Source organism: Novipirellula rosea (assembly GCF_039541335.1).
GTDB classification, from domain to species: Bacteria; Planctomycetota; Planctomycetia; order Pirellulales; family Pirellulaceae; genus Novipirellula; species Novipirellula rosea.
In genome coordinates, this window is the sequence record NZ_BAABGA010000107.1 from 45,393 (window position 1) to 67,804 (window position 22,412).

Sequence of the window (22,412 nt, forward strand, 5' to 3'; positions counted from 1 at the left end):
CGAAACCGAAACCGGCAAAACAAAACAATCCCTCGAAAAACTGGAACAACATCTCCCATGCCAAAGATTATTGCCTACGACCAGGAAGCTCGCGAAGCGATCCGCCGCGGTGTTTCCAAATTGGCTCGCACCGTCAAGGTCACTCTCGGTCCTAAGGGCCGCAACGTTATCTTGCAAAAGAGCTTCGGCAGCCCGACGGTCACCAAAGACGGTGTCACCGTAGCGAAGGAAATCGAACTCGAAGACGTCTATGAAAACATGGGCGCTCAAATGGTTCGCGAAGTCGCAAGCCGCACCAGCGACGTTGCTGGCGACGGTACCACCACGGCAACCGTGATGGCCGAAGCGATCTTCAACGAAGGCCTCAAAGCTGTCGTGGCGGGCGTGAACCCCGTGCAGTTGAAGTCGGGTATCGAGCGAGCGGTTTCGGATTTGACCGAAAAATTGCACTCGATGGCGACCAAGGTCAAAGACAAAGAAGCAATGGCAAACGTTGCCACGATCGCCAGCAACAACGACCGAGAAATCGGAAACTTGCTTGCCGACGCGATGAGCAAGGTGGGCAAAGACGGTGTGATCACCGTCGACGAAGGCAAGAGCCTGCACACCGAGCAAGAGTGGGTCGAAGGGATGCAGTTTGATCGCGGCTACTTGTCGCCTTACTTCGTCACCGATTCGGCAACAATGGAAGCCGTACTCGAAGACGCTTACATCTTGGTTTTCGAAAAGAAAATCAGCAACATCAAGGACATGGTTCCGATGTTGGAAAAGGTTGTTCAACAAGGCAAGCCTTTGTTGATCATCGCTGAAGACGTCGACGGCGAAGCATTGGCCACTTTGGTCATCAACCGTCTGCGTGGCACGTTCGCAGTGGCCGCCGTGAAGGCTCCTGGCTACGGCGATCGTCGCAAAGCGATGATGGAAGACATCGCGATCCTGACCGGGGGTCAAGCGATCTTCGAAGCGTTGGGCGTCAAGCTCGAAAGCGTTGACCTGCCACAACTTGGTCGCGCCAAGAAGGTCATCATCGACAAAGACAACACCACGATCATCGAAGGTGCTGGTAAGAGCTCGGACATCAAGGCTCGTATCGACCAGATCCGCCGCGAGATCGAATTGAGCACCAGCGACTACGACAAAGAAAAGCTCGAAGAGCGTTTGGCGAAGTTGGCTGGCGGTGTTGCAAAGGTCAACGTCGGTGCCGCAACCGAAAGCGAAATGAAAGAGAAGAAGGCTCGCGTCGAAGACGCCCTTCACGCTACCCGTGCTGCGGTTGAAGAAGGCATTCTGCCTGGCGGTGGCGTGGCTCTGCTTCGTGCATCGAGCAAGGTCAAACCTGGCGACGATCTGAACGAAGATCAAATCGTGGGCTACAACATCGTCCTTCGCGCTTGTCGTGCACCGATCACCATGATCTCGGAAAACGCCGGCCAAGACGGCGGGATCGTTTGCGAGAAGGTTGTCGGCATGAAGAACAACGAAGGCTACAACGCCCTCACCGACACCTACGAAGACCTCGTTAAAGCGGGCGTCATCGACCCAACCAAGGTAACGCGAACTGCACTTGGCAATGCCGCCAGTGTTGCAACGTTGCTTTTGACAAGCGACGCGTTGGTAGCCGAGAAGCCGACTGCGAAAAAAGCAGGCGGTCACGGCGGCGATCACGACATGTACTAGTGTCACCTGATCGCAAGATCAACGCTTCATCATAGAGCGACCGGCGGAGCAATCCGCCGGTCGTTTTTTTTGCGTCAACCCAAAAGGGGGGACACCATTACACTGCCCACGGTCGCGGATTCGCTGCCCTTGCCCCGGTTGCAGATAAATTTCTCTTGCTCTGGCCAGCTAACTATACTAGATGTTGAAACAGGCCGCGAAACCCTCGCGTCCCCTTCCGATGCTCTAAATATCGCGGAGGCTAAGATGAAGCCAGGTCCGAACGAGAATCCGTCCCCGGAACACTCGACTATCGAGCGTTTCTTTGCGGGTCTAAGTGAGTGCATCTTTTTGTCGAAGTTAGGCGTCGCCGACGTCCAACTGGTCGACTATCTCAGCGAGTTGCTGTTGCGATTCGTCCGTGTCGAATCGTTGCACCGTGTGCGACGTCCTAATGGAAAACCGGCAACCGAGGTTTTTCAGATGGTTGTCGAAGCCGATCGTCGCGTCGGAATTGCTCGCCGCGAGGTGCATCGCCACATCGGGGATTTCACGCTGTTCTGGTCGGGGATGTACCCGGAAAGTCTGCGAAAAATACAACCCGAAACCTCTCCTGATGGCTTTGTCGACTACTGCCGTCAAGGCAAACGTGCCTACGCAATCGCCGCGGAAATCGAAGGGGGCGAAGACCGTCCGTCCTGCGATTTGCTGTATCGATTGAGCGAGCAGTTTGAACTGTGCGCCTATGGGCTCCGCGAGGTTCGCCGCGAAATCGAAGAAGGGGATCAGGGCGGAAATCTCCTGATCACTTGATCTCTCGCGAGTGCGAAGCCAGATGAACCGGGGTTAATCGCCCGCTCGGCTTGCACAAACCGGCTGCACAAACCGGCCGGAAGCGGAATCGCGAGTGCGATTTCAATGTAATTCGGATTAAATCCACGCTGGTCGGGCGCCCCACCACTCTTTCAAACGGGGCATCGTCAAACCCCACACACTTCGAAGGTTGTTTATAATCGGGAACGATCGTTCCTCTTTTGAAACAACATCGTGTCAGACGACAATCCAACGGCCCCTGCCAACGATAACGCAAGCGGTGATCCCCTTGCCAATACGGCTTGGAATTTGCCAGCGGTACTACTGAAATGCGCTGCGATCGCTGTGGTGATCGGAGTGCCTTGGCTGTATCCCAACTGGTTTTTACTGGGCAGCCTGGGCTGGGTCGCGCTGATTATGTTCGCAGCACGCCGCCGGAGACTGACGGCGACAGCGGGTTCCTTTTTGATCGGAATGATCTCGCTGGGGATCGCATTCCATTGGGCCCCCAAGTCGATCTCGAGCACGACAAATCTATCCGAAACGATGTCACATGTCGTGTTCCTTGGACTGGTTGCCTGGGAATCGTTGGCCTTTGCAATGTTGGGGTATTCGGCGAGCGCGCTGTCGCAGCCACCGACGACCGCGGAAGCCGATTCATCACGTGGGCGAAGTTGGTTGTGGTTGTTGGTCCCTATCTGGGTTGCAATCGAGTTTTTTCATCCTCAGATTTTCGGTTGGTCACTCGCCCACACCGTATTGGCGTACTTACCCCTCATCCAGATCGCGGAGGTGACGGGAACATCGGGAGTCGCGTTTTTAGTGATGCTGGCGACCGTGTCACTCGCACGCCTGGGACTGCACCATGAGTGTCGGCGTGATTGGATCGAATTTGGTATGGGCGCATCGCTGATTGCGAGCGCCTGCATCGCAGGGCAATGGCGCGCGTCGCAGTGGCAAGACCTTGCAGGGCAAGCCGATTCGATTCGCGTGGCCGCAGTGCAAGTGGACCCCAGCAAGATGGGCAGCGTCAGCGAAATGCAACGGATGTCTCGCTCGGCACAAACGCCAATTGATTTGTACATTTGGCCTGAATCATCGCTGGGGCACTACCATATTTCACTTGAAAATTTTCGCGATGAAGTCCAAACCGCGATGAATTCCGAAGCCCCTAATCCGGCAATCGATCCTTTTCCAGGCGTTCCAAGCGAATTGTTAGCGGGCGGAAAAACCTACGATGACGGCGGACGCGACCAAGGACCTTATAAGAACACGGCGTTCCTGATTGACTCGACCAAATCCATTCGCTCGCGGTATGTCAAACGCAGTTTGCTGCCGATTGGCGAGTATGTGCCAGGGGAGACCTGGTTTCCCTTTTTGCGTGACTGGGCCGCACTGGACTCCACCTTGTTGCGGGGCGCCGACGATGCTCCGCTGACACTAGCTGGAAACCAGAAGGTGGGAGTGCTGGTCTGTTACGAAGACATGGTTGCCGAAAATTCTGCAGCGACAACTCGCGAGGGAGCCGAGTGCTTGATCGCCTTGATCAACGGATCTCGATTCACCGACGTCGATACGCTGCAACAACATTTGTGGCTGGCCCAGCTACGCGCGGTCGAGAACCGCAGGTCGCTGGTGCGTTGTGCGGCGACCGGCGTTTCGTGTTTGGTCCAACCCGACGGAGCGATCACCGATCGTTTAACGCCACAGCAGAGCGGTATGATCGTCGCTTCGGTTCCGCTGCTACGCACTCAAACCATCTACACACGCTATGGCGATTGGTTCGTATATCTTGCAACCGCGATCGCGATGATCGGTGTGATTGTGATGAAAGCTAATCGACGTCGTCGCGCAGACCGCCAACCTGCAAACTCAAACTAGCAGCCGCTGCATCACCGTGTTCATCCTAACGGACCATGGGCAAACGCTGCGGGCTGCGAGCCTCTGGTTTTGTCTCTGCGGGCACGTCGCTTGCGGCTTCGGCAAACCGATTGATTTGCACGTTGCTCGGCAACGGATCAGAAATCGCAATTCGCAGTTTCGAAGCAAGCGCTGGGCTTGAAGTGGTCGCTGGGCTCGAAGCAGGCGCTGGTTTCGAAGCAGTCGCTGGGCTCGCAACCGATGTTGGGCTCGAAGCGGTCGATGGGGCCGATCTCGGCTTGACCTTACCTTGAGCGATCCGGACGGGACGACGAACTTCGACCACCGGCTCGGGGCTGGGCTGGGGAGCGGCCAGCACCGAAACAGCCACTCGTTTCTCGGATTTGACCACGGGTGGGGCGAGCTCTTCGACAAGCAATTTGGGAGCCAAGTGCGGATGGGGCTGGTTCATCGCCGAGTCCGCGGGAATTTCGATGAAGGGAGAATCGGTGACAGGATGCGGCAGAGTGTGCTCAATCGAGCCGCCCGATCCGTCGTGGTTCACTGGAAACTCGCGGGTCGTTCCATCATTCACATCACATGCGGTATCGCAAACAGGTGGGCGGACAACCGGAGCATGAAACAGGTGGCGACGCGGAGGCAGATCGCAGGAAGAGTTACTGCATCGAGGCCCTCCCGCCGCTTTAATAGCGAGTCCAGTTTCGTTGACATTGCCTTTCAGTTTCAGCTTGCATCCAGGGGACTTGCAATGCAAATCATTGCACGGGACGTTACGACAGGCGGGTTGAGATCCCGCTTTGAGCGCCAATCCGGTCTCGTTCACATTACCCAAGATGCCGTGTCCGAAGAGTCCAGGCATCTTTAGCGATCCACGCCGCGAGTCGCACGGCACGGAATCGCACGGAATGATGTCACCGCATCCATTGCAACCGTTTTGTCCGCACTGCCCGTCGCAATTCCCCTGGCAATAGGGGCGAGGCGGAAAATCGGCACACAGACCACCCTCTGAACATTTGCAAGCGTGATAGCCGTCGCCCCAACCCGCACCCACGATGCGGCCAAGCTGTTGCAGTGTGCTGGGCATCTCTGCCAGTGCACTGCCGCCGCCAACCAGGATCGCGGAAACCCAAATCGCTGCAAGAATCGATTTCGGTTTTCTTCGCAGGCTGTTGGGGACATGGCTGTTGGGGACATTGCCCCACACGAAACCCACCGGTCGAAAGTCGGGATCAAGTTTGTTCATCGGATGGACGCTCGGTTCGGAGTGTTTGGCGGCAAAAAGTTCAGCGGGCACAAAGCTTCTGGCTCAATCAATCTTCACGTGTAGATTCGGTACTCTTGCCCGCCAAAGGTCGAGTCCCATCTGCGAAACACAGGGGCTTAGTTTGACAGGACGGGTAGGAGAGCCAAAGCTACGTTCGGATTGATTGCAAGATTGCGGACGATTGCTGCTACTGGGGTAATCGGTTCATTCGTCATCAGCGTTTGGCATTGCCCATCGGTGTGATCGCGATTCCCCACTTCTGGCGAGGGTCTTAACGATCAGGATGACCTTGCGGGATCCAACCGGCACCAAAAGGGGTTTGCCTGAGCGAAAGGAGGTAAATCGCCGGATGAGCCATGATTGCGTGCTAGATTGAAAAGGTTCCAAAAAACAGATGGGGGGAGTGTTTCGTCCTGCTGAGGGACCTGGGGAGGATTCCGACACCCATTCTCTCAAAATTCCATCCGTGTTCCCAATTAGCGACACCATTATGTCCAAGCGAACTCGATTCCTTGTTGATCCCAAGGTCCAATGGTCTATTGCCGCCCGCGTTGCTGGCCACTGGGCGATTTTCCTGATGTGTTTGGTCTCGATCAACGTCTGCGTCCGCGTTTTTGCCGCCGTGATTCACCAACCGCTCTGGGACGCGCTGCAATCTGCGCTGGTCGCCCAAGCTCCGATTGTGGTCGTGATGTTTGTGCTTTTGCCGGTATTTTTGCGTGACACACTTGTCATGAGCAACCGATTCGCCGGACCGATGTATCGGCTACGCACCGCTTTGGCAGCCTTGGCGGGTGGCGAGTCGATCAAGGCCATCAAATTCCGCACGGGCGATTTTTGGCTATCCGCGGCCGACGATTTCAACCTGGTTTTGGTGCAACTGAACTCGCTCAAAGACGAGAACGAGCAATTGAGAAACGAAATCGACGCACTTCGCAACGAACGCGTTGGGGTCTAAGCCAGAATCGGTCCCCGCCCCACGTAGTCCGCCTCATGGGAGCCGCCGCTGCTATTACAAAGCGGTGCGGAACCTTCCGACCGGCCGCAAACTGGCGAGGCGTCGAAGCTGCAATTCTAAAGATTTCTTTAGCTGCAGGCGGAGTCTGTCTTCGCGGGACGAGCAAATCACGTCATAATGGCCGCAGGTGAAGAGCTTTTCTTCACCATCGATCAGCCTCGGATAATGGATTTGCGATAGATGGTTTTTCAGCAACGAGTTGGGATTGCGATCCTTGTAGCTCTCGTCAGCTTGACGCTAACACTGGGGGATGCCAGCCAACCGGTGATGGCTCAAGAAGTGGCGGTGGTGGATGATATTACAGCCGCCCAGGGCAAAAGCGGCAGCGGCGGGAAATCCGAAGCGGCCAAAACCGAATCAGCCTTCGGAGCGGGCCAAGCGGAATTCGACGATGCAGTGATCAAACGTATCGATGCCGACACGCCTGAAGAGCTCGCTGCGGTAACGACATTGCTCGAATCCGCACTAGCGAAAGGGCTGAACGAAGAAAACAAATCGTTTGCCGAAAAAATGCTGGCCAGCGTACTGGTTCAGCGAAGCCAACACTTGGTGGCACTGATGCAGCGAGTACGGGGTCGCCGTATGCTGCAGATTCGCGACGAAGCACTCGAGTTTCTTCGCAAGGCAACCAAGAGCGATGAATCGATCGTCGAAGCGTATTTAATGATCGCTCAACTGAATTTGCTGCCCGAAGGCAACCGCGACGAAATGACCGAAGCGACGTCCAAGGCCATCGAACTGCTAACGGATGAACCGGTCCAACAGAGTCGAGCCTACGTTTTGCGTGCGGTCGCTCAAGAAGATGACGACAAAAAGATGGCGGATTTAAATTCGGCCATCGAAGCCGATTCCACCAATATCGAAGCGTTGCAAGCACGCGCCGGTTTGCGGATGCAAAACGATGATGTCGATGGTGCGATGGCCGATTTAGAGAAGATTTTGGCAATCGATCCAGGCAATCAGGTGGTCGCCCAAGCCGCAGTGCAACAATTGCTCGATGCCGAGCGTGTTGACGATGCAGTCGATCTGATCTCCAAAACTCTCGAAGCCAAACCAAGCGAAGGCATGTATCGCATGCGAGCGATCTTGTATCGCATGCAGGGCAAAGAAGACGAGGCGTTTGCTGATTTGAACAAGGCACTCGCGATGCAGCCGAAAGATCCGATTTCGCTGTTGCAACGAGCGGAAATTGCACTTTCGCGTGGCGACATTCGTGCCGCCAAACGCGATCTGAAATCGGCCATGGGAATCGCCCCGCAAATCGCGGATGCCGAACAAACCATTGTCGTACGTGTTTTGATTGCGGTCGAAGAAGATCGTATGGCCGATGCGATCAACGATATGAAAACGTTGGTCGACCGCGATCCCACCAGCACCGTGCGTCAATTGCAATTGGCGAATCTGTACCTACGAGACGACCGACCTCGACAAGCGATCGAAACGCTTTCGGCCGTCTTGGACCGAGATCCCAAAAATGCTTCCGTTCTGCGGTCCCGCGCCGATGCACTGCTCAGTGTCGGAGAACACGCCGACGCCGTGGCTGACTACGAGCGGGCAGCCAAAGTGGCCGACGAAGACAGCCTGGAATTGCCTGGCATCCTCAATAACCTAGCATGGGTTCTCGCCACCTCGCCCAACGACGAATTACGAGACGGTGAGCGGGCTGTCAAATACGGAAAACGCGCCGCCGAACTGACCGAGTTCAAAGAGGCCCATATCCTCAGTACGCTTGCTGCCGGGTACGCCGAAAAGGGTGAATTCGAAAAAGCAATCGAGTGGAGCAGCAAGGCTGTCGAACTCGGTGAAAAGGATGTTGAACTCGGTGAAGAAGCAGAGAGTGTTCAGATCCAACAGCTCAAAGAAGAACTCGAAAGCTATCGCAACAACAAGCCTTGGCGTGAAAAGCAAGAAGTCGAGGAAAACAAAGTGCCGATCTTGTCGCCCGAAGATTTGATCGATACTTGAGCCTCGATCGCCCGAGTCGATGCTCGGTTGGCGGTCGAAGTCATCAAAAGGCCGCCAGCTCCTTCTTATGATCACGAGCCGCAATCTTTAAATTGCGGCTTTTTTCGTTGGAGGGCCGGCCATACCGAGTGCGATTCGGTAAGGACGCTTTGATCTGCGGCGTCCCCCCATAATTTCCGTTTTGGTAGCGACTGCGGCGCAAGCCGCCCGGTTGCAGCGAGTAAAACGTTCGATTTTGACCGGGCGGCTTGCGCCGCACCGCTACAACAGCCACTCGTGTCGTGCCGAAACAGATGACACTGGGCGGTGCTCTGCGGTCAACTTGCCAACACAACGGTGCACCCCGCCTCGTCAAATTTGCAAGAAGTGTCTATTCTATGGCTATCGGAATTTTGTTCCCTTAACCAAAAACACTCAGCTTCTGATATGCCCAAACCAGCGAAACTTGCGCTCGAAGATGGTACCGTTTACGAAGGACACGCGTTTGGTGCCGAAGGGGAGGTGACTGGGGAAGTCGTCTTCAATACGGCGATGACGGGCTACCAAGAAATTTTGACCGATCCAAGTTATCGCGGTCAAATCGTCACGATGACGTATCCTGAGATCGGAAATTACGGTGTCAACTCGATCGACATCGAGCACGAATCGCCATCGCTGTCGGGTTTCATCGTTCGCTCGGACAGTCGAATCTTCAGTAACTATCGGGCCGAAGGCGATCTACAGTCGTATCTGCAAAAGAACAACATCCTTGGGTTGACCGGTATCGATACGCGAGCACTCGTTCGCCGCATTCGAACCACCGGGGCGATGCGAGGCATTTTGTCGACCAGCGATCTGAATGACGAAAGCTTGGTCAACAAGGCCAAAGCGTCGCAGGGATTGGTCGGCCGCGATATCGTTCGCGAAGTGATGCCCACCAAAGCAGTCGCGTGGGATCAAAAACTGGACGATTGGACCGAAACGGAAGTCGGCAAACACGAACGAACCAACAGCGGGGCGCATGTCGTTTGCATGGACTTCGGCATGAAGTGGAACATCCCACGTCACTTCGCATCGCGTGGAAACCAAGTCACGATTGTCCCTGGTGACACGTCGGCCGACGAGATCATGAAAAAAAATCCCGACGGCGTGTTCCTCTCCAACGGCCCCGGCGACCCGGAACCGCTTGAGTACGCACATCACACGATTCGAGAATTGTTGGGTCAAGTTCCCGTGTTCGGCATCTGTCTCGGCCATCAACTTCTGTCGTTGGCCTGCGGCGCGAAGACGTTCAAATTGAAATTTGGACACCGTGGTGTCAATCAGCCAGTGTTTGACATCCAAACCAACAAAGTCGAGATCACGACTCAGAATCACGGTTTTGCGGTCGACGAAAAATCGCTGCCCGATTGCTTGGAAGTCACCCATCGCAATTTGAACGACGACACCGTCGCTGGCGTGCGACACCGCGAACATGCCGCCTTCGGAGTGCAGTATCACCCCGAAGCTGCTTCGGGACCTCACGACAGCCACTATCTATTCGAGCGATTCGAAAAGCAAATCGCCAAATAAGCGATGTAGTGCCCTAACCCGTAGCGAAAGTCGCGAAAACTTTCGGCAGTTGCGAGTGTGATGGCCAATCCAGTTCGGCCTACCATTGTCGCTCGGCTTTCCAAGCCGTTGGCGGGCAGCACGTTTGAACCGTGATGCGAGATTGATGGCCAATTCATCACCACCTGCCGTGCTGATTCTTCACCTCCCCGAAACTTGTATTGGGGGAAGGTCAGAACGAGCGAAGCAAGTTCACCGGTGCGGCCTCGAAGTGTCAGAGCTTGACGGTGCAAGTTCCAAGTCACCATCCCTCCACGGCCGCTATCGCGGCCGAACCTCCCAGTGGGAGGGTGAATTCCGCTGTTCCGGAGTGTCACTCCGCTGCAGCCGGACGATTAGCGGATCTCGGTCATCCACTTTTCGATCTTTTCGTTGCGATGGTCTGATGCAACCGGCCGCTCCATTGCCACCACTGGTTCTCCGTTAGGCCCCGTAGCCCGCTCATAATCGACACTCCACAGGTACGCGACTTTACCACCCTTACCCACTTCGTATCCAAACGACTCTTGCGAGTTGACCATCCAGTCCGATTCCGTTAGCCCGACGTCGCTTAGTTCGCTAAGTTCATTCGGAAAACGCTCGTACCGCTTCTGAAATTGCTTAATCGCGATCGCCGTCAGCGTCCAGCGACGGTTCAATTCGAAGCGATAAAATCCCGCTGCCGCCGAGCTTGGATTGCCGAAAAATTTGTCAAGGAATATCCCGGCGTTGGAGACCGGAATTGCAAGAATGTTAAACATCCAAATGTCCTCGCCGTCTTCATGGCGGAACGCCCCTGCCTGCGGCGGCCAAGGTTCAAATGCCTTGATCGTCTCTGCATCTTCCCACCGCTGATAGCGTTCCATCAGCAACTCACCCGCCATGTCGGTCAATCCAAATGGGAAAAAGTCGATTTCCGATTCTTGCAGGAAATAGTTCGGTCCATCCGACGTAATACCAAACTCAGCTAGCAGGAACGCTCGTTCTGCAGCCGCAGCGGTGTCCCAGCGTTCATGCAGATCCTGCTCGCGATTGACCTGGTCACGCAGTTGCGACAACGATTCCTCTGTCTTCCAAAATCCAACCGCGAGCGAATCACGAATTTGAGCTCGATGTTCCTCGACCACGGCAAAATAGATGAGGTCCGATAAAATCCCGATTTGCCAATCGTACGCGTCCGCTACTTTGAGCATTAACTGCAACGCACGGATTGCACGAGCAGGATCCTGTTGATCGACCGCCACCCGGAATTCCCGCATCAGGAGCCGGTTAATCGATCTCATCCCATCCAGACCGGGGTACGTTGTCTGGAAACCTTCAAATACGACCGGTTGCCAAACCGGCTTAGGGTGTGTCGGCACACGTTCGATGGCTTCGATAATGGGACGTGCCTGCTCGGCATAACGCTGCATTATCTCCGCGTCCGCCCATGCTTGGTTTGGCTCGAGCCTCGGTTCCTCGCCGAGTGGCAGCACGTCACTGAACCGAATATGGAGTCCATCGGTAGCAACCAAAATATCGTCCCACGGCGAGGATGTTTGCTGCGTGGTGTGGCTGTCAAACCACTCCGTAAGCGAGTGATTGCCAACCGGGTGACCATCCTTTGTCAAAGTTGTCAGCGATGCGTTGACTGCCTCAGCAGCATCCCGCTCCCGTTTTACACCCAGTGCAAACACACACAAGAGTGCGACTAAGGGAGCCGCAAGCAACAAGTACAAACTCCACTCGCGGGAAGGTTTGATATTCATCATTCGATTCTCAATTAACATCATTCATCACCAATAAACGGTTGCCATCGAGTAGCAAGCCAACATCTCACTCCACTTCCCACGCCGCGTACCATTGGCTGGCTGGATAAATCTGCTGGTTGATGGGATGGTTGCGAATTCGATCCGAATACGGTCCATCTTCGAATCGCACGTTTTTACCAATCAGCAATCCGTGTAATTCTCGCCTCATCGGTTCGGTGGACTCACCGCCCTCTCCCGCCTCGAGCATTCGCAGCGTGACATCGGCGACTGCATCAACGAAATGTTTATAGACCGCCGCTCGTTTTACCGGCGGCATATCTTCGGCCCAAAACGAGACCGAGTAGCCGCCTAGTCCATTGAACGCCGACGCCGATTCCCTTGTCGCCCATGATCGCAACACCGCCCTGCGACGCGACTCGTAGCGAGCTTTGCGATCCGACAACAGACTGCGTGTTGTTTCGATAAAATCTCGCTCGCCGATTTGCTGGATCGAATCCGAATGAATCGCATCCCGTAGCCAGATCTCGATTCGGTCGGCAAAGTCTTGGTCCTGCAATCGTTCGCTGTTTCGCAAACGCTCGACGATCGTTGTTAATACGCGAAACCAGTCACCAATTTGTTCAATCGCCTCAGTGGATTTTTCGCTCGAATCGAACTCTAGTTTGGCGTAGGTTGCCAAAGCCAGCGTCTTATACAGCGTGTGTTGGTCAATGCTCGCTGCACCGTCGTGCCCCGGCAGCACTTCTGGGATCCTAAAAACGTCGCTTGGTGAGAACGATCGTTGTTCGAAAATCCGAAGCCGATCTGTCTCTTTCTGCGAAAAGTCACTCTGGAACGATTCGCCTGGGAACGGATGCAACACGATGGGATCCGAGTAACCATACACACGACCAACCGCTTTGGCTTGAGCCAGCAAATTCGCTCGACGTTCCGCCGACATTTTCGGAAAACGAGCAATTTCGATTTGCATGGGAACCATCGGTAGCCACACAAACAACACGACCGCCAACACGACAGTGGTCCACATCAATGGGCCGCGAATCTCGTCCATGAAACGTCGCATCTGTAGCCAACTCGCAAAATACGGAAACGATCCGCACAACAGAATCATCCACAACGGCGCGTCGTACAAAATGGCACAGTAGATCAACCAATAAGCAGCGGCGATCGATACGACCGGAGACAGAACGGCGGACACCGCTAACAGCCGAGTCAACTGGCTGATCCACTGCGAGACGCCGTAAATAACAAACGTCAAAAGGAAGATCATCGCGGTCGAGGGCAACGGCCCTACGTGCTGGTGCCAACGATTGATAACGCTATAAGATAAAACCGTATAAAACAGCAGGATGAGCGACACTATCCACACACCGATCGAGTGTCGGCCCAACCATGCCACGGTCGGCGACACCCCGCGGTCCGATAGAAATCGCATCCGCGCAGCACTGCCGTCACCCGTGAATGCAAATACCCCAAGCCAAGAAACGCCGACAAGCCCGGCGAAGGCAACAAGTCCTAGAAACGGTTGTATCCAAGAAATATCCGACCAAGCGACGATGGCAAACACTCCCGCAACCGTTCCTGCCATCATCAGCAAAACAATCGCAAGCAGCGCGATCCGGTTGTGATACACCGATTGCCACACCAGCGAACTGAACACAAGTCGATACGGAGTCCGAACCGCGTTGGTCTTCGCTTTGGGAGATGACGTCACACGCGAGATGGTCTTCGGAAACGATTCAACTAAGATCGGTTCTCGCGGTGACAGTGCCCGCTGAGCGGCTCGATACGCCATCCAGGTTATGATCAAGATCGCAACCGAGGTTGTCCCAATCGTTACCGCATTGGCACTTTGCGGATCGATCATCCGTTGGCCAACCCATTTGCTTCGAAAGCCATAACCGAGCGATTGCAACACAAAAGGGACACTAGCCAGCGGCACGATCGCAAGCAAACTTGCAAACGTGCTTTTCATACGCCATGCGGTATAAAAGCCGCATGCCAACAAGAACAACGAATGCAGATGCAAGAAAACGTAATCTGCGACTGTGGGAAAGGTCAGATACGGAATCAGCGAGCGACTTGGGCCACCGTCGATAGATTGCACGATCCAAAACAAGATCCAGCAAATCACCCACATCACCGCCAACCCGATCAATCCTACCGTGAATTTGATCCCAATCAGTTGTTTCGGCACGACGGGCATCGAGACCAACCACCACAACGTGCGTTGCTCTTTCTCTTGTCCCACCAACAATGCCCCCGCTCCTGCAGCGAACAAGGCGGGTAGAACTAGCGGTAGCGATCGCGCATAGTCGGCCATCGGATTTCGAGCGTCTTGCGTCGTTCCCCAAACCATCATCAAAAACACGCCCACTGCTACCAAGATAAATACAAGCGGCAACAGCTGCCGCGTTTCCTTCCAGTACAATCCTCGGATCATGTCGCGGTTCAAGTTCATCAAGTTCGCATTCATCATGGCTGGTAGAGATAAGGGGTGCATACCGCAGAAGCATTGATTGATTAAGAACTAGACCATCGACTTCGCCGGATGCTCTTGATTGCGACTCGGGCTCGAGCCGTCGGTGTAGGCAATGAAAATTTCTTCGAGCGATAAATCTCGTGCAGAGACGCCCGCTACCCCTGGGGCTGATGTGAGCACGGTGTGCATGTCGGATTGATAATTTCGCACCACAACACGACGCTGACGCCCGTACGTTTCTTCGCGTAAAACTTCGGCGGGATCGGGTAATGTTGGCACCGTAACCAATGGATCGTCCAGGCTGATTGTCAATTCGACAACCGAGTCCTTCAGTTCGCTCAGCGGGCAACAAATCCGTAGCCGGCCCTCATGCAAAATCGCGATTGTATCAGCGACACGTTCGACTTCGCTGATCTGATGACTCGACAAGAAAACCGTTCGCCCTGATGCAGCTCGATCAATCATGCTCTCTAAGAAATCACGACGAACCATCGGATCCAATCCCGAGGTGGGCTCGTCCAAAATCAGCAATTCAGGATCATGCGCGATCGCAAGTGAAAGCGAGACTTTCGCACGCTGGCCTTTACTGAGATGACGAATCTTGCGGTCCGCAGGCAGCTCGTATCGGCGAATCGAATCCAAATACGTTGAATGAAAGTCGCCTCCGTAAATCGACGCGGCGAACCAACCAATCTCCGCAACGCTCATCCAGTCGTACAGGGCGGGAGCATCGGAGACATAGCCAATTTTGCAGCGTACTTCCAGTGGCTGCGACGTGGGATCGATGTCACAAACGCGGCATGAACCCGAGGTCGGCTTCTGAAATCCAGTCAAGATGCGAATCAACGTTGTCTTGCCCGCGCCGTTTTCCCCGAGCAGCGCAAATACCGTCCCCGGTTTGATCGTCAAGTCAACGCCGCGGAGTGCATCGCAAGATCGAAAGTGCATCGTCAGTTGTTTGGTAGTGATGATGTCATTCATAATGGAGGGCGTTTCCAAGGATAGGCAGTTCGGCAAAGATATCTTTCAGCAGAGATCACGCTGGTTAATCGGGTGCCTCATTTGAAACAGTGTTCACGGTACGCTCGAGCGTGACCAGTTTCTTGTCGACAATCGCCCGAATCTCGTCGGCCGACAAGCCGCCGTGCAGCGCTTCGGTCAACACGCCGACGATACGATCGGCAATGATCGTTTTGCGTTGTTTCCGGCACTGATCGACGGCGCCGTTACAAACGATCACGCCACGCCCTCTCAGCGGCTCGATGATGCCTTCGGATTGAAGCTCGCCAAAGGCGCGCGAAACGGTATTGGGATTCACCGTCAATTGCTGGCTCAAGACGCGGACGCTTGGCAACAACTGGCCCGGCCGCAGCGTCTGCTCGGCGATGGCGAATTTGATTTGACGAACGATCTGCAGATAGATCGCCACGCCGCTGGACGGATCAACCGTGAAAAACATAGCGACTGCCACATAACTAGCGTTGTAGTGTACTAGCGTGATAGTAAGGCCGAAGCTGTCGTGAGTCAAGCAATTTTTTCAGACTTTTTTGGCCGGCCGGATCAAGCCGCGCTGTAGTGACACAGATCCGCGCGGCCGCGTGGCCGCCCGACCGCGCGGCCGTAGCGAAAGTCGCGAAGACTTTCGGCAGTTGTGAGCGTGATGGTGAGTTCATGCCAGCCGCCATGCCAGAACATCACCTCCCCGAAACTTGTTTCGGAAAGTTCAGAGCGAGCAGAGCAGGCTCACCGGTGGAGCCTCGGGGTGCTAGAGGTAGATGGCGAAATCTAGCTGCGACGACGCCCTCCCCGGAAAGCTCGCTGAAGGCTCGCTTTCCGACCCTCCCGGCGGCGCCGGGAGGGCAAATCCCTTGGGTGCCGGAACTTCGCTTCGCTGCGGACCGGCCTACGTGCCTACAAAACACTCGCTTTACGCCAGCAGGTCTTTGACGACGTGGGCGGGGTCGACGCCGGTGAGCCGGAAATCGAGGCCTTGGAATCGCACCGAAAGCCGCTGGTGGTCCAGACCGAGTTGGTGAAGCAGCGTGGCGTGCAAATCATGAACATGCACCGGATTTTCAATCGGGCCAAAACCAAATTCATCGGTTTGCCCATATACTTGCCCGGGCTTGAATCCGCCACCGGCAAACCACATCGTGAACGCATCGATATGATGATTGCGGCCGGTGTTCTCGCGAACTTCGCCCATCGGAGTACGGCCAAACTCGCCGCCCCAAATCACGATCGTATCTTCCAGCAAACCACGACGCTTCAAATCCATCACCAGAGCGGCAGAGGCTTGATCGACTTCCTGGCAAATTTCCGGCAAGTGCTTTTGCAAATTCTCGGTGGGGCCGCCATGGTGGTCCCAGTTTGTATGGTACAGCTGGATGAACCGCACTCCACGTTCGACCAAACGACGAGCCAATAGACAGTTTCTCGCATAGCTCGATTCATTGGGATCCTTGATTCCGTACATCGCGAGCGTCTCGGCGCTTTCGCCCGCGGTATCCATCAATTCGGGGGCAGAACTTTGCATCCGATATGCCAGCTCATACGCATTGATCCGAGTGGCAATCTCTTGGTCGCCGGTCTCGACTAACCGCTTTAGATTTAGCTCTCGCACCGCATCCACCAACTCTCGCTGCTTCGCTTGACGCACCGATGGCGGTGTGGACAGATTCAAAATCGGATCACCTTGGCTGCGCAGCGGCACTCCTTGATAGGTGGTCGGCAACACGCCGCTGCCCCACAGCACGGCGCCACCACGTGGTCCTCGCGGGCCACTTTGCAAGACCATGAATCCGGGCAGATCATCACATTCGCTGCCCAGCCCGTACGTCACCCAGGATCCCATACTCGGTCGACCGAATTGGCCACTTCCCGTGTTCATGAAAAACTTGGCCGGAGCATGGTTAAACAGATCTGTTTTGCAAGTTTTTACGATGCTCAGCTCATCGACAATCTTTGCCGTATGCGGAAGCAGATCGCTCACCCAAGCCCCGCTTTTTCCATAACGTTTAAACGTCCGAGTCGTGCCCAGCAGATTGCTGCGGTGGCTGCTGTCCATAAACGCGAATCGTTTCCCTTCGACAAAGCTTTGAGGGATCGGTTTTCCATTCCACTCGGTCAGTTTGGGTTTGTATTCAAACGTCTCTAATTGCGAAGGACCTCCTGCCATAAACAAAAAGATGACGTTCTTCGCTTTGGCTGGAAAATGGGGCGGCTTGGGCTGCATCGGATTGGATGCAGGGGCCGGCACCGCTGACGCTCGTTCGGCCATCAACGACGCCAATGCCATCGAGCCGACGCCCATTGTGCAGCGGCTAAAGAAATGGCGGCGAGTTGTCTCGTTGAGGGCCGCGGCGTTCATGCCTCGGGGATCCATCGTCTTGCCTCTATTCACGGGTGATTGATTCGTCGAGGTTCAACAGCGCTCGCGCCGCAGTGAATGAATCGAGTTTGTCTAGGATCGCCATTTCGTCCTCCGTTGGCATCCGCGAGGTGCAGAGGCGAAAGGCGGTTTCGAGTCCGTCACGAACAATGATTTTTTCTAACGCCACTGCAAACTCAACATGTGCCGGGTCATTCAACAACGTCAACGCTTGCAGCGGTGTATTGCTGCGAAGCCGACGAGTACAGCTGCTCAAACCTTCGGGTGCATCAAACACGTTTAGCGATGGCGGCGGAGTGGCGCGAAAACGAAACGTGTAGATTCCTCTTCGATAACGATCTCCGCCGCTGCTGGTGTTCCACGATCGCCGCACTTGGCCTTGGTTCATCACGCCGTCGGGGATCGGAGGATGCACGGGCGGACCGCCGAGCTTTGGTGACAACAGTCCGCTGGCCCTCAGCGATACATCGCGGATGATCTCGGCATCCAATCTTAAACGTCGTTGCCGCCCTAACAGGTAGTTCTCAGGGTCTTTCGCTTGCAAATCCGGATTTATTCGCGACGTCTGTTGATAGGCATGGGAGTTGACGATTTGGCGATGCATTTCTTTCAAACTCCATCCTTGCTCGACAAATTCAACCGCCAACCAATCCAACAACTCAGGATGCGAAGGCAGCGATCCTTGCAGTCCAAAGTCATTTTCGATCTCACATAAACCTCGACCAAAGTAGTGTTGCCAAACGCGGTTGATGATCACGCGAGCTGTCAGCGGATTTTGAGGACTCGTGATCCAACGTGCCAAATCAAGCCGATTCGGTCGTTCCGATGCACTTTCGAGCGGATGCAGGATCGCGGGAGTTCCCGGCGTCACCTCGGCGGCAGGCCGCGTAAAATCCCCTTTCACAAAAACGTGAGTCGTGCGTGGAGTCCGCCGTTCCTGCATCACCAACGTCGTGGGGACTCGCTTCATCGCTTCGTCGGCCGATGTGTATTTCGCTGTCAATTGTTCAAAACGATCGTCGCTAGTTTCGGTACCCCGTGCCTTTCGTGCCGCAGCCAACAAGATCCGATTTTGGTCGAGATTTCGCTTGCCCGGTTTCGTATCCAATGCCTTTCGAACTTCAGCGGCGAGGTCCTTTTTCGACGCTTCGGAAACACTGGCCGTCCAGCGGTCGATTTCCTCAGCATGATCGGCCACGTAGTCGGACAAGTCTTTTTTCGCGGCATCCCACTGGGCGGTGAGGTTTGCAGCGTCGCTGCCGTAGACCTTCATCGACGGTTCGTCCTGATCATTCAGGAACGCGAACATGCGATAGTATTCGACTTGGGTGATCGGGTCGAACTTATGATCGTGGCACTGCGCACAGCCAATCGTCAGCCCTAACCACACTGTGCCCGTGGTTGCCACGCGGTCGAACACGCTGTCGATGCGGAATTGCTCTTTGTCGATTCCGCCTTCCTGGTTGATTTGAGTATTGCGGTGAAAACCCGTTGCTACTTTCTGACTTTCGGTTGCCTCGGGTAAAAGGTCGCCCGCCAATTGTTCGATCGTGAAAGTGTCAAAGGGCATATCGTCGTTCATCGCATCGACGACCCAATCACGATACTTCCAAATCGACCTTGGTCCATCGATCGAGTAACCGTTGCTGTCGGCGTAACGGGCTTGGTCGAGCCACCACAGTCCCCATCGTTCGCCATAGTGCGGACTGGCCAGCAGTCGCTCGACCAAATCACGATACGCTGCCGCTGCATCCGCCGCTGCGGCGGACTGGAATGCATCGATTTCCTCGGGCATAGGAGGCAAACCAATCAGATCCAAACTAAGTCGCCGGATCAGGGTGGCGTTGTCGGCACGTGGCGAAGGCAGCAACCCATCGCGTGCCAACCGTGCTTGGATAAACCGATCGATGGGATGAGTCGCCCCGTTCACATCAGCCCCGGTCACATCAGCCCCGGTCACATCAGGGGGACTCGTGCGCTGCGGCGGTACAAACGCCCAGTGGGCATCATACTTTGCACCTTGCTCGACCCACCGCCGTAGTGTTTCTTTTTGAGCAGACGTGAGTTGCTTCCCCGAATCCTCGGGCGGCATGATGTCGGCTGCATCGTCAGAGAGAACGCGAGGAACGAGCTCGCTTTCATCCGGTTGTCCTGGCACGATTGCCGAGATGCCACCATCGTCTCCGATCGCACCCGCAAACGTATCGAGTCGCAAGTCCGCCTCACGCGCGGCCTCATCAAAACCATGGCAAGCGTAGCAGTTCTCCGCCAGGATCGGTCTGACATCTCGATTGAAATCGACTGCTTCGGGCGTCACGTCAGCGGCCCATGTCGACGGGCAGGTCAACATGCAGACAACGGCGAGCAACAAACAGGCGAAATCACATCGACTTTTGAGGTCGATCATACGAGTTTCTCGGCGGGGGAGCTAAGGTGGGGAATCGTTCAGCATGAACGCTGTATCGCACCTCATTATAAAGCAATTGGCCAACGCAAGGTGAAATGATAGGCAGCCAAGTTCAAACGGACGATTTTTGGCTGCCACCGTCAACGCTTCGCTTCGGCCACCTATTGTCGCACGGCTTTCCAAGCCGTTGGCGGGTATCACGTTTAAACGTGGACAAGAGATTGATGTAGGCCCGGTCAAGTCGCGGTAGCGACGCAGACCCGGCAGGATGCGAGAGTGATGGTGAATTCACTCCAGTCGCCATGTTGATTCTTCACCTCCCCGAAACTTGTTTTGGGGAGGTCAGAGCGAGCGGAGCAAGCTCTCGGGGGGGCCTCGGGGTGTTAGAGGTAGGACGTGCAATATAGCTGCAACAAAGCCCTCCCCGGAAAACGCTCTGAAAGCTTGTTTTCCGACCCTCCCCGCTTCGCCGGGAGGGTGAATTCCTTGGTGCCGAAACTCCGCTATCGCTGCGTTCCGAACTACCTTCGTCCCAAACTTAACTATCCATTTCGGGGCGTTGGGGTCGTTTGGGGCGATTGTCTTCGCGTTGGCCGCGACCGAAACCACCACCACCGCCGGGACGTCGGTCGCCGCCTCCGAAACCGCCAGGTCGATCACCACCTCCGCCACGGAATCCGCCAGGCCGACCACCTTCGCCGCCACCAGGACGTCCGCCACCAAATCGGCCGCGTCCACCGGCATCGTCATCCGCTTCCGACTTGGCAACCATATTGTCTGCAGGATTAACGCTCTCCCCTTCGTCTATCACACAGTACAGATGTTTGTCACTGCGCAAAATCATGCGTCCGCCGCTAATCGCTGGAGTACCGCCAAACGATTCCGCATCCGCTGTAACGCGATTGACACCAATTTGCTTCGGTTCCTCACCGAGCTCGAACACAAACATTTGCCCCGAACCGTTGAGGTAATACATCGTGTCGCCTGAGATTACGGGCGAAGGATAGTCGAGCGAGCCAAACCCGCCCCCGCCACGAACCGCCCCTTCGAGTCGCACTTGATCAATCTTGTCACCCGACTTCGCGTCCATGATCGTGACGACTCCGTTGGAAATCAAATACAACCGCGACTTGTATTGAATGGGTGACGCAAATCGCGATGACTCACTACCGCTCCATAGAATCGCATCATCGGTTGTCTCGCCTGATCCGCCGACTTTCACTGCCACGCTGCCGCCTCCGCGGCCGGTGAATGCGAACGCCACTTGACCATCGGTGATGATACTGGATTGAGCCTGATCGGCTCCCGTCGCGGCACTGTACCAACGTAATTTCCCGTTGTTTGGATCGAGGCCCCAAACCTCTTTTGCCACGCTCATGACAAGGTCCGTTCGTGAATCGTCTAGCTTCACCAACGCGGGGGTTCCCCACATGCCATCGAGCCCCGATGCTTCTTGGCGCCACACTTCTTTGCCCGTCGACTTGTCCAGCCCCACAATCGCTTGGCTTTCCGCCGACGCGGTCACGATCAAAGTTTCTTCGTAAACGATCGGACTCGACGCCGAACCCCAAGCCCACGGATCGGACTCTTTGCCGACGTTCACATTCCACAGCTCGTTGCCATCAAGGTCGTAGGCGTGCACCCCGCTCTTACCAAAGTAGGCAAACACACTTTTGCCATCCGACACGGGAGTGTGCGAGGCATAACCATGCGCGGGCACGCCGACGCCGGTGTAAGGGTCCTCGGGCAGTGTGGCGGCGACATCTTTTTTCCAACGCTGGGCACCGGTTTTTAAGTCATAGCAAACCAGATGCCGCACCAAGTCTTTGATTTCCCCTGGATTCTCGCGGCTCAATCCGTACCCCGAGTAGCATGTCACAAAAACTCGGTCGCCAACGATGATTGGGCTCGAAACCCCCGCGCCGGGAAGCTCGGCCTTCCACGCCACATTGGCTTTGGGGGACCACTGGGTCGGCAGCGGCTCGGTGTCCCGGCTGACGCCCGAGCCGTCGGGGCCGCGAAAACGAAGCCAATCATCAGCCGATAACGTCGAACTGCAGGCAAGAAGAACAAGAGACGCGAGAAGTTTTCGTTTCATAACTGAACTTGATTAGGTGTAGAACGGCACTGCGTGACCCTGGTGGCTAGGGTTTTAAACCTCAGCCGACCTGCAGGGTTTCGCCGCGATTTCAAGTTCAAGCGATAAAAAACCGCG

General features: G+C 55.3%; 14 protein-coding genes. 6 read left to right on the forward strand and 8 right to left on the reverse strand.

The features are described from left to right. The first annotated feature begins 57 nt into the window (after nucleotides 1–57). The 3 genes from groL to lnt all read left to right on the forward strand — a co-directional run bounded on the left by groL (nucleotide 58) and on the right by lnt (nucleotide 4,350). On the forward strand, nucleotides 58–1,677 hold the full coding sequence (gene groL, locus ABD971_RS30440) for a chaperonin GroEL (protein ID WP_008699029.1): 1,620 nt from the start codon (nucleotides 58–60) through the stop codon (nucleotides 1,675–1,677). 246 nt (nucleotides 1,678–1,923) lie between these two features. After that, nucleotides 1,924–2,469, forward strand: coding sequence for a hypothetical protein (locus ABD971_RS30445; protein WP_339945717.1), 546 nt, complete (start codon nucleotides 1,924–1,926; stop codon nucleotides 2,467–2,469). 234 nt (nucleotides 2,470–2,703) lie between these two features. Further along, on the forward strand, nucleotides 2,704–4,350 hold the full coding sequence (gene lnt, locus ABD971_RS30450) for an apolipoprotein N-acyltransferase (RefSeq protein ID WP_345327444.1): 1,647 nt from the start codon (nucleotides 2,704–2,706) through the stop codon (nucleotides 4,348–4,350). A 25-nt stretch (nucleotides 4,351–4,375) separates the two neighbouring features. Here lnt and ABD971_RS30455 read toward each other — a convergent pair whose 3' ends face one another. Beyond that, on the reverse strand, nucleotides 4,376–5,644 hold the full coding sequence (locus ABD971_RS30455; RefSeq protein ID WP_345327446.1) for a hypothetical protein: 1,269 nt from the start codon (nucleotides 5,642–5,644) through the stop codon (nucleotides 4,376–4,378). A gap of 460 nt (nucleotides 5,645–6,104) precedes the next feature. On the opposite strand from ABD971_RS30455, the gene ABD971_RS30460 reads away from it, so the two are divergent. The 3 genes from ABD971_RS30460 to carA all read left to right on the forward strand — a co-directional run bounded on the left by ABD971_RS30460 (nucleotide 6,105) and on the right by carA (nucleotide 10,148). Next, nucleotides 6,105–6,572 carry a hypothetical protein gene (locus ABD971_RS30460; RefSeq protein WP_345327447.1) on the forward strand — a complete coding sequence of 156 codons (468 nt, stop codon included), beginning with the start codon at nucleotides 6,105–6,107 and terminating at the stop codon, nucleotides 6,570–6,572. Nucleotides 6,573–6,812: 240 nt separating this feature from the next. After that, nucleotides 6,813–8,597, forward strand: coding sequence for a tetratricopeptide repeat protein (locus tag ABD971_RS30465; protein WP_345327448.1), 1,785 nt, complete (start codon nucleotides 6,813–6,815; stop codon nucleotides 8,595–8,597). A gap of 426 nt (nucleotides 8,598–9,023) precedes the next feature. After that, on the forward strand, nucleotides 9,024–10,148 hold the full coding sequence (carA, locus tag ABD971_RS30470; protein ID WP_339945707.1) for a glutamine-hydrolyzing carbamoyl-phosphate synthase small subunit: 1,125 nt from the start codon (nucleotides 9,024–9,026) through the stop codon (nucleotides 10,146–10,148). Nucleotides 10,149–10,522: 374 nt separating this feature from the next. Here the strand turns inward: carA and ABD971_RS30475 are convergent, their stop codons facing one another. The 7 genes from ABD971_RS30475 to ABD971_RS30505 form a co-directional block, all read right to left on the reverse strand. Then, a complete protein-coding gene (locus ABD971_RS30475) occupies nucleotides 10,523–11,914 on the reverse strand; it encodes a hypothetical protein (RefSeq protein ID WP_345327449.1) in 1,392 nt (463 codons plus the stop codon). Nucleotides 11,915–11,981: 67 nt separating this feature from the next. Then, nucleotides 11,982–14,396, reverse strand: a complete 2,415-nt coding sequence (locus tag ABD971_RS30480; protein ID WP_345327450.1) for a hypothetical protein — start codon at nucleotides 14,394–14,396, stop codon at nucleotides 11,982–11,984. 51 nt (nucleotides 14,397–14,447) lie between these two features. Continuing rightward, nucleotides 14,448–15,380, reverse strand: a complete 933-nt coding sequence (locus tag ABD971_RS30485) for an ABC transporter ATP-binding protein (protein ID WP_345327451.1) — start codon at nucleotides 15,378–15,380, stop codon at nucleotides 14,448–14,450. A gap of 64 nt (nucleotides 15,381–15,444) precedes the next feature. Beyond that, nucleotides 15,445–15,858, reverse strand: coding sequence for a GntR family transcriptional regulator (locus tag ABD971_RS30490; RefSeq protein ID WP_339945700.1), 414 nt, complete (start codon nucleotides 15,856–15,858; stop codon nucleotides 15,445–15,447). A gap of 468 nt (nucleotides 15,859–16,326) precedes the next feature. Beyond that, nucleotides 16,327–17,769 (reverse strand): DUF1501 domain-containing protein, encoded by a 1,443-nt coding sequence (locus tag ABD971_RS30495; RefSeq protein WP_345327452.1) that lies wholly within the window; start codon nucleotides 17,767–17,769, stop codon nucleotides 16,327–16,329. A gap of 25 nt (nucleotides 17,770–17,794) precedes the next feature. After that, complete coding sequence (locus tag ABD971_RS30500; RefSeq protein WP_345327453.1) at nucleotides 17,795–20,197, reverse strand: PSD1 and planctomycete cytochrome C domain-containing protein; 2,403 nt, start codon at nucleotides 20,195–20,197, stop codon at nucleotides 17,795–17,797. 538 nt (nucleotides 20,198–20,735) lie between these two features. Next, nucleotides 20,736–22,295 carry an outer membrane protein assembly factor BamB family protein gene (locus ABD971_RS30505; RefSeq protein WP_345327454.1) on the reverse strand — a complete coding sequence of 520 codons (1,560 nt, stop codon included), beginning with the start codon at nucleotides 22,293–22,295 and terminating at the stop codon, nucleotides 20,736–20,738. Between the last annotated feature and the right edge of the window lie 117 nt (nucleotides 22,296–22,412).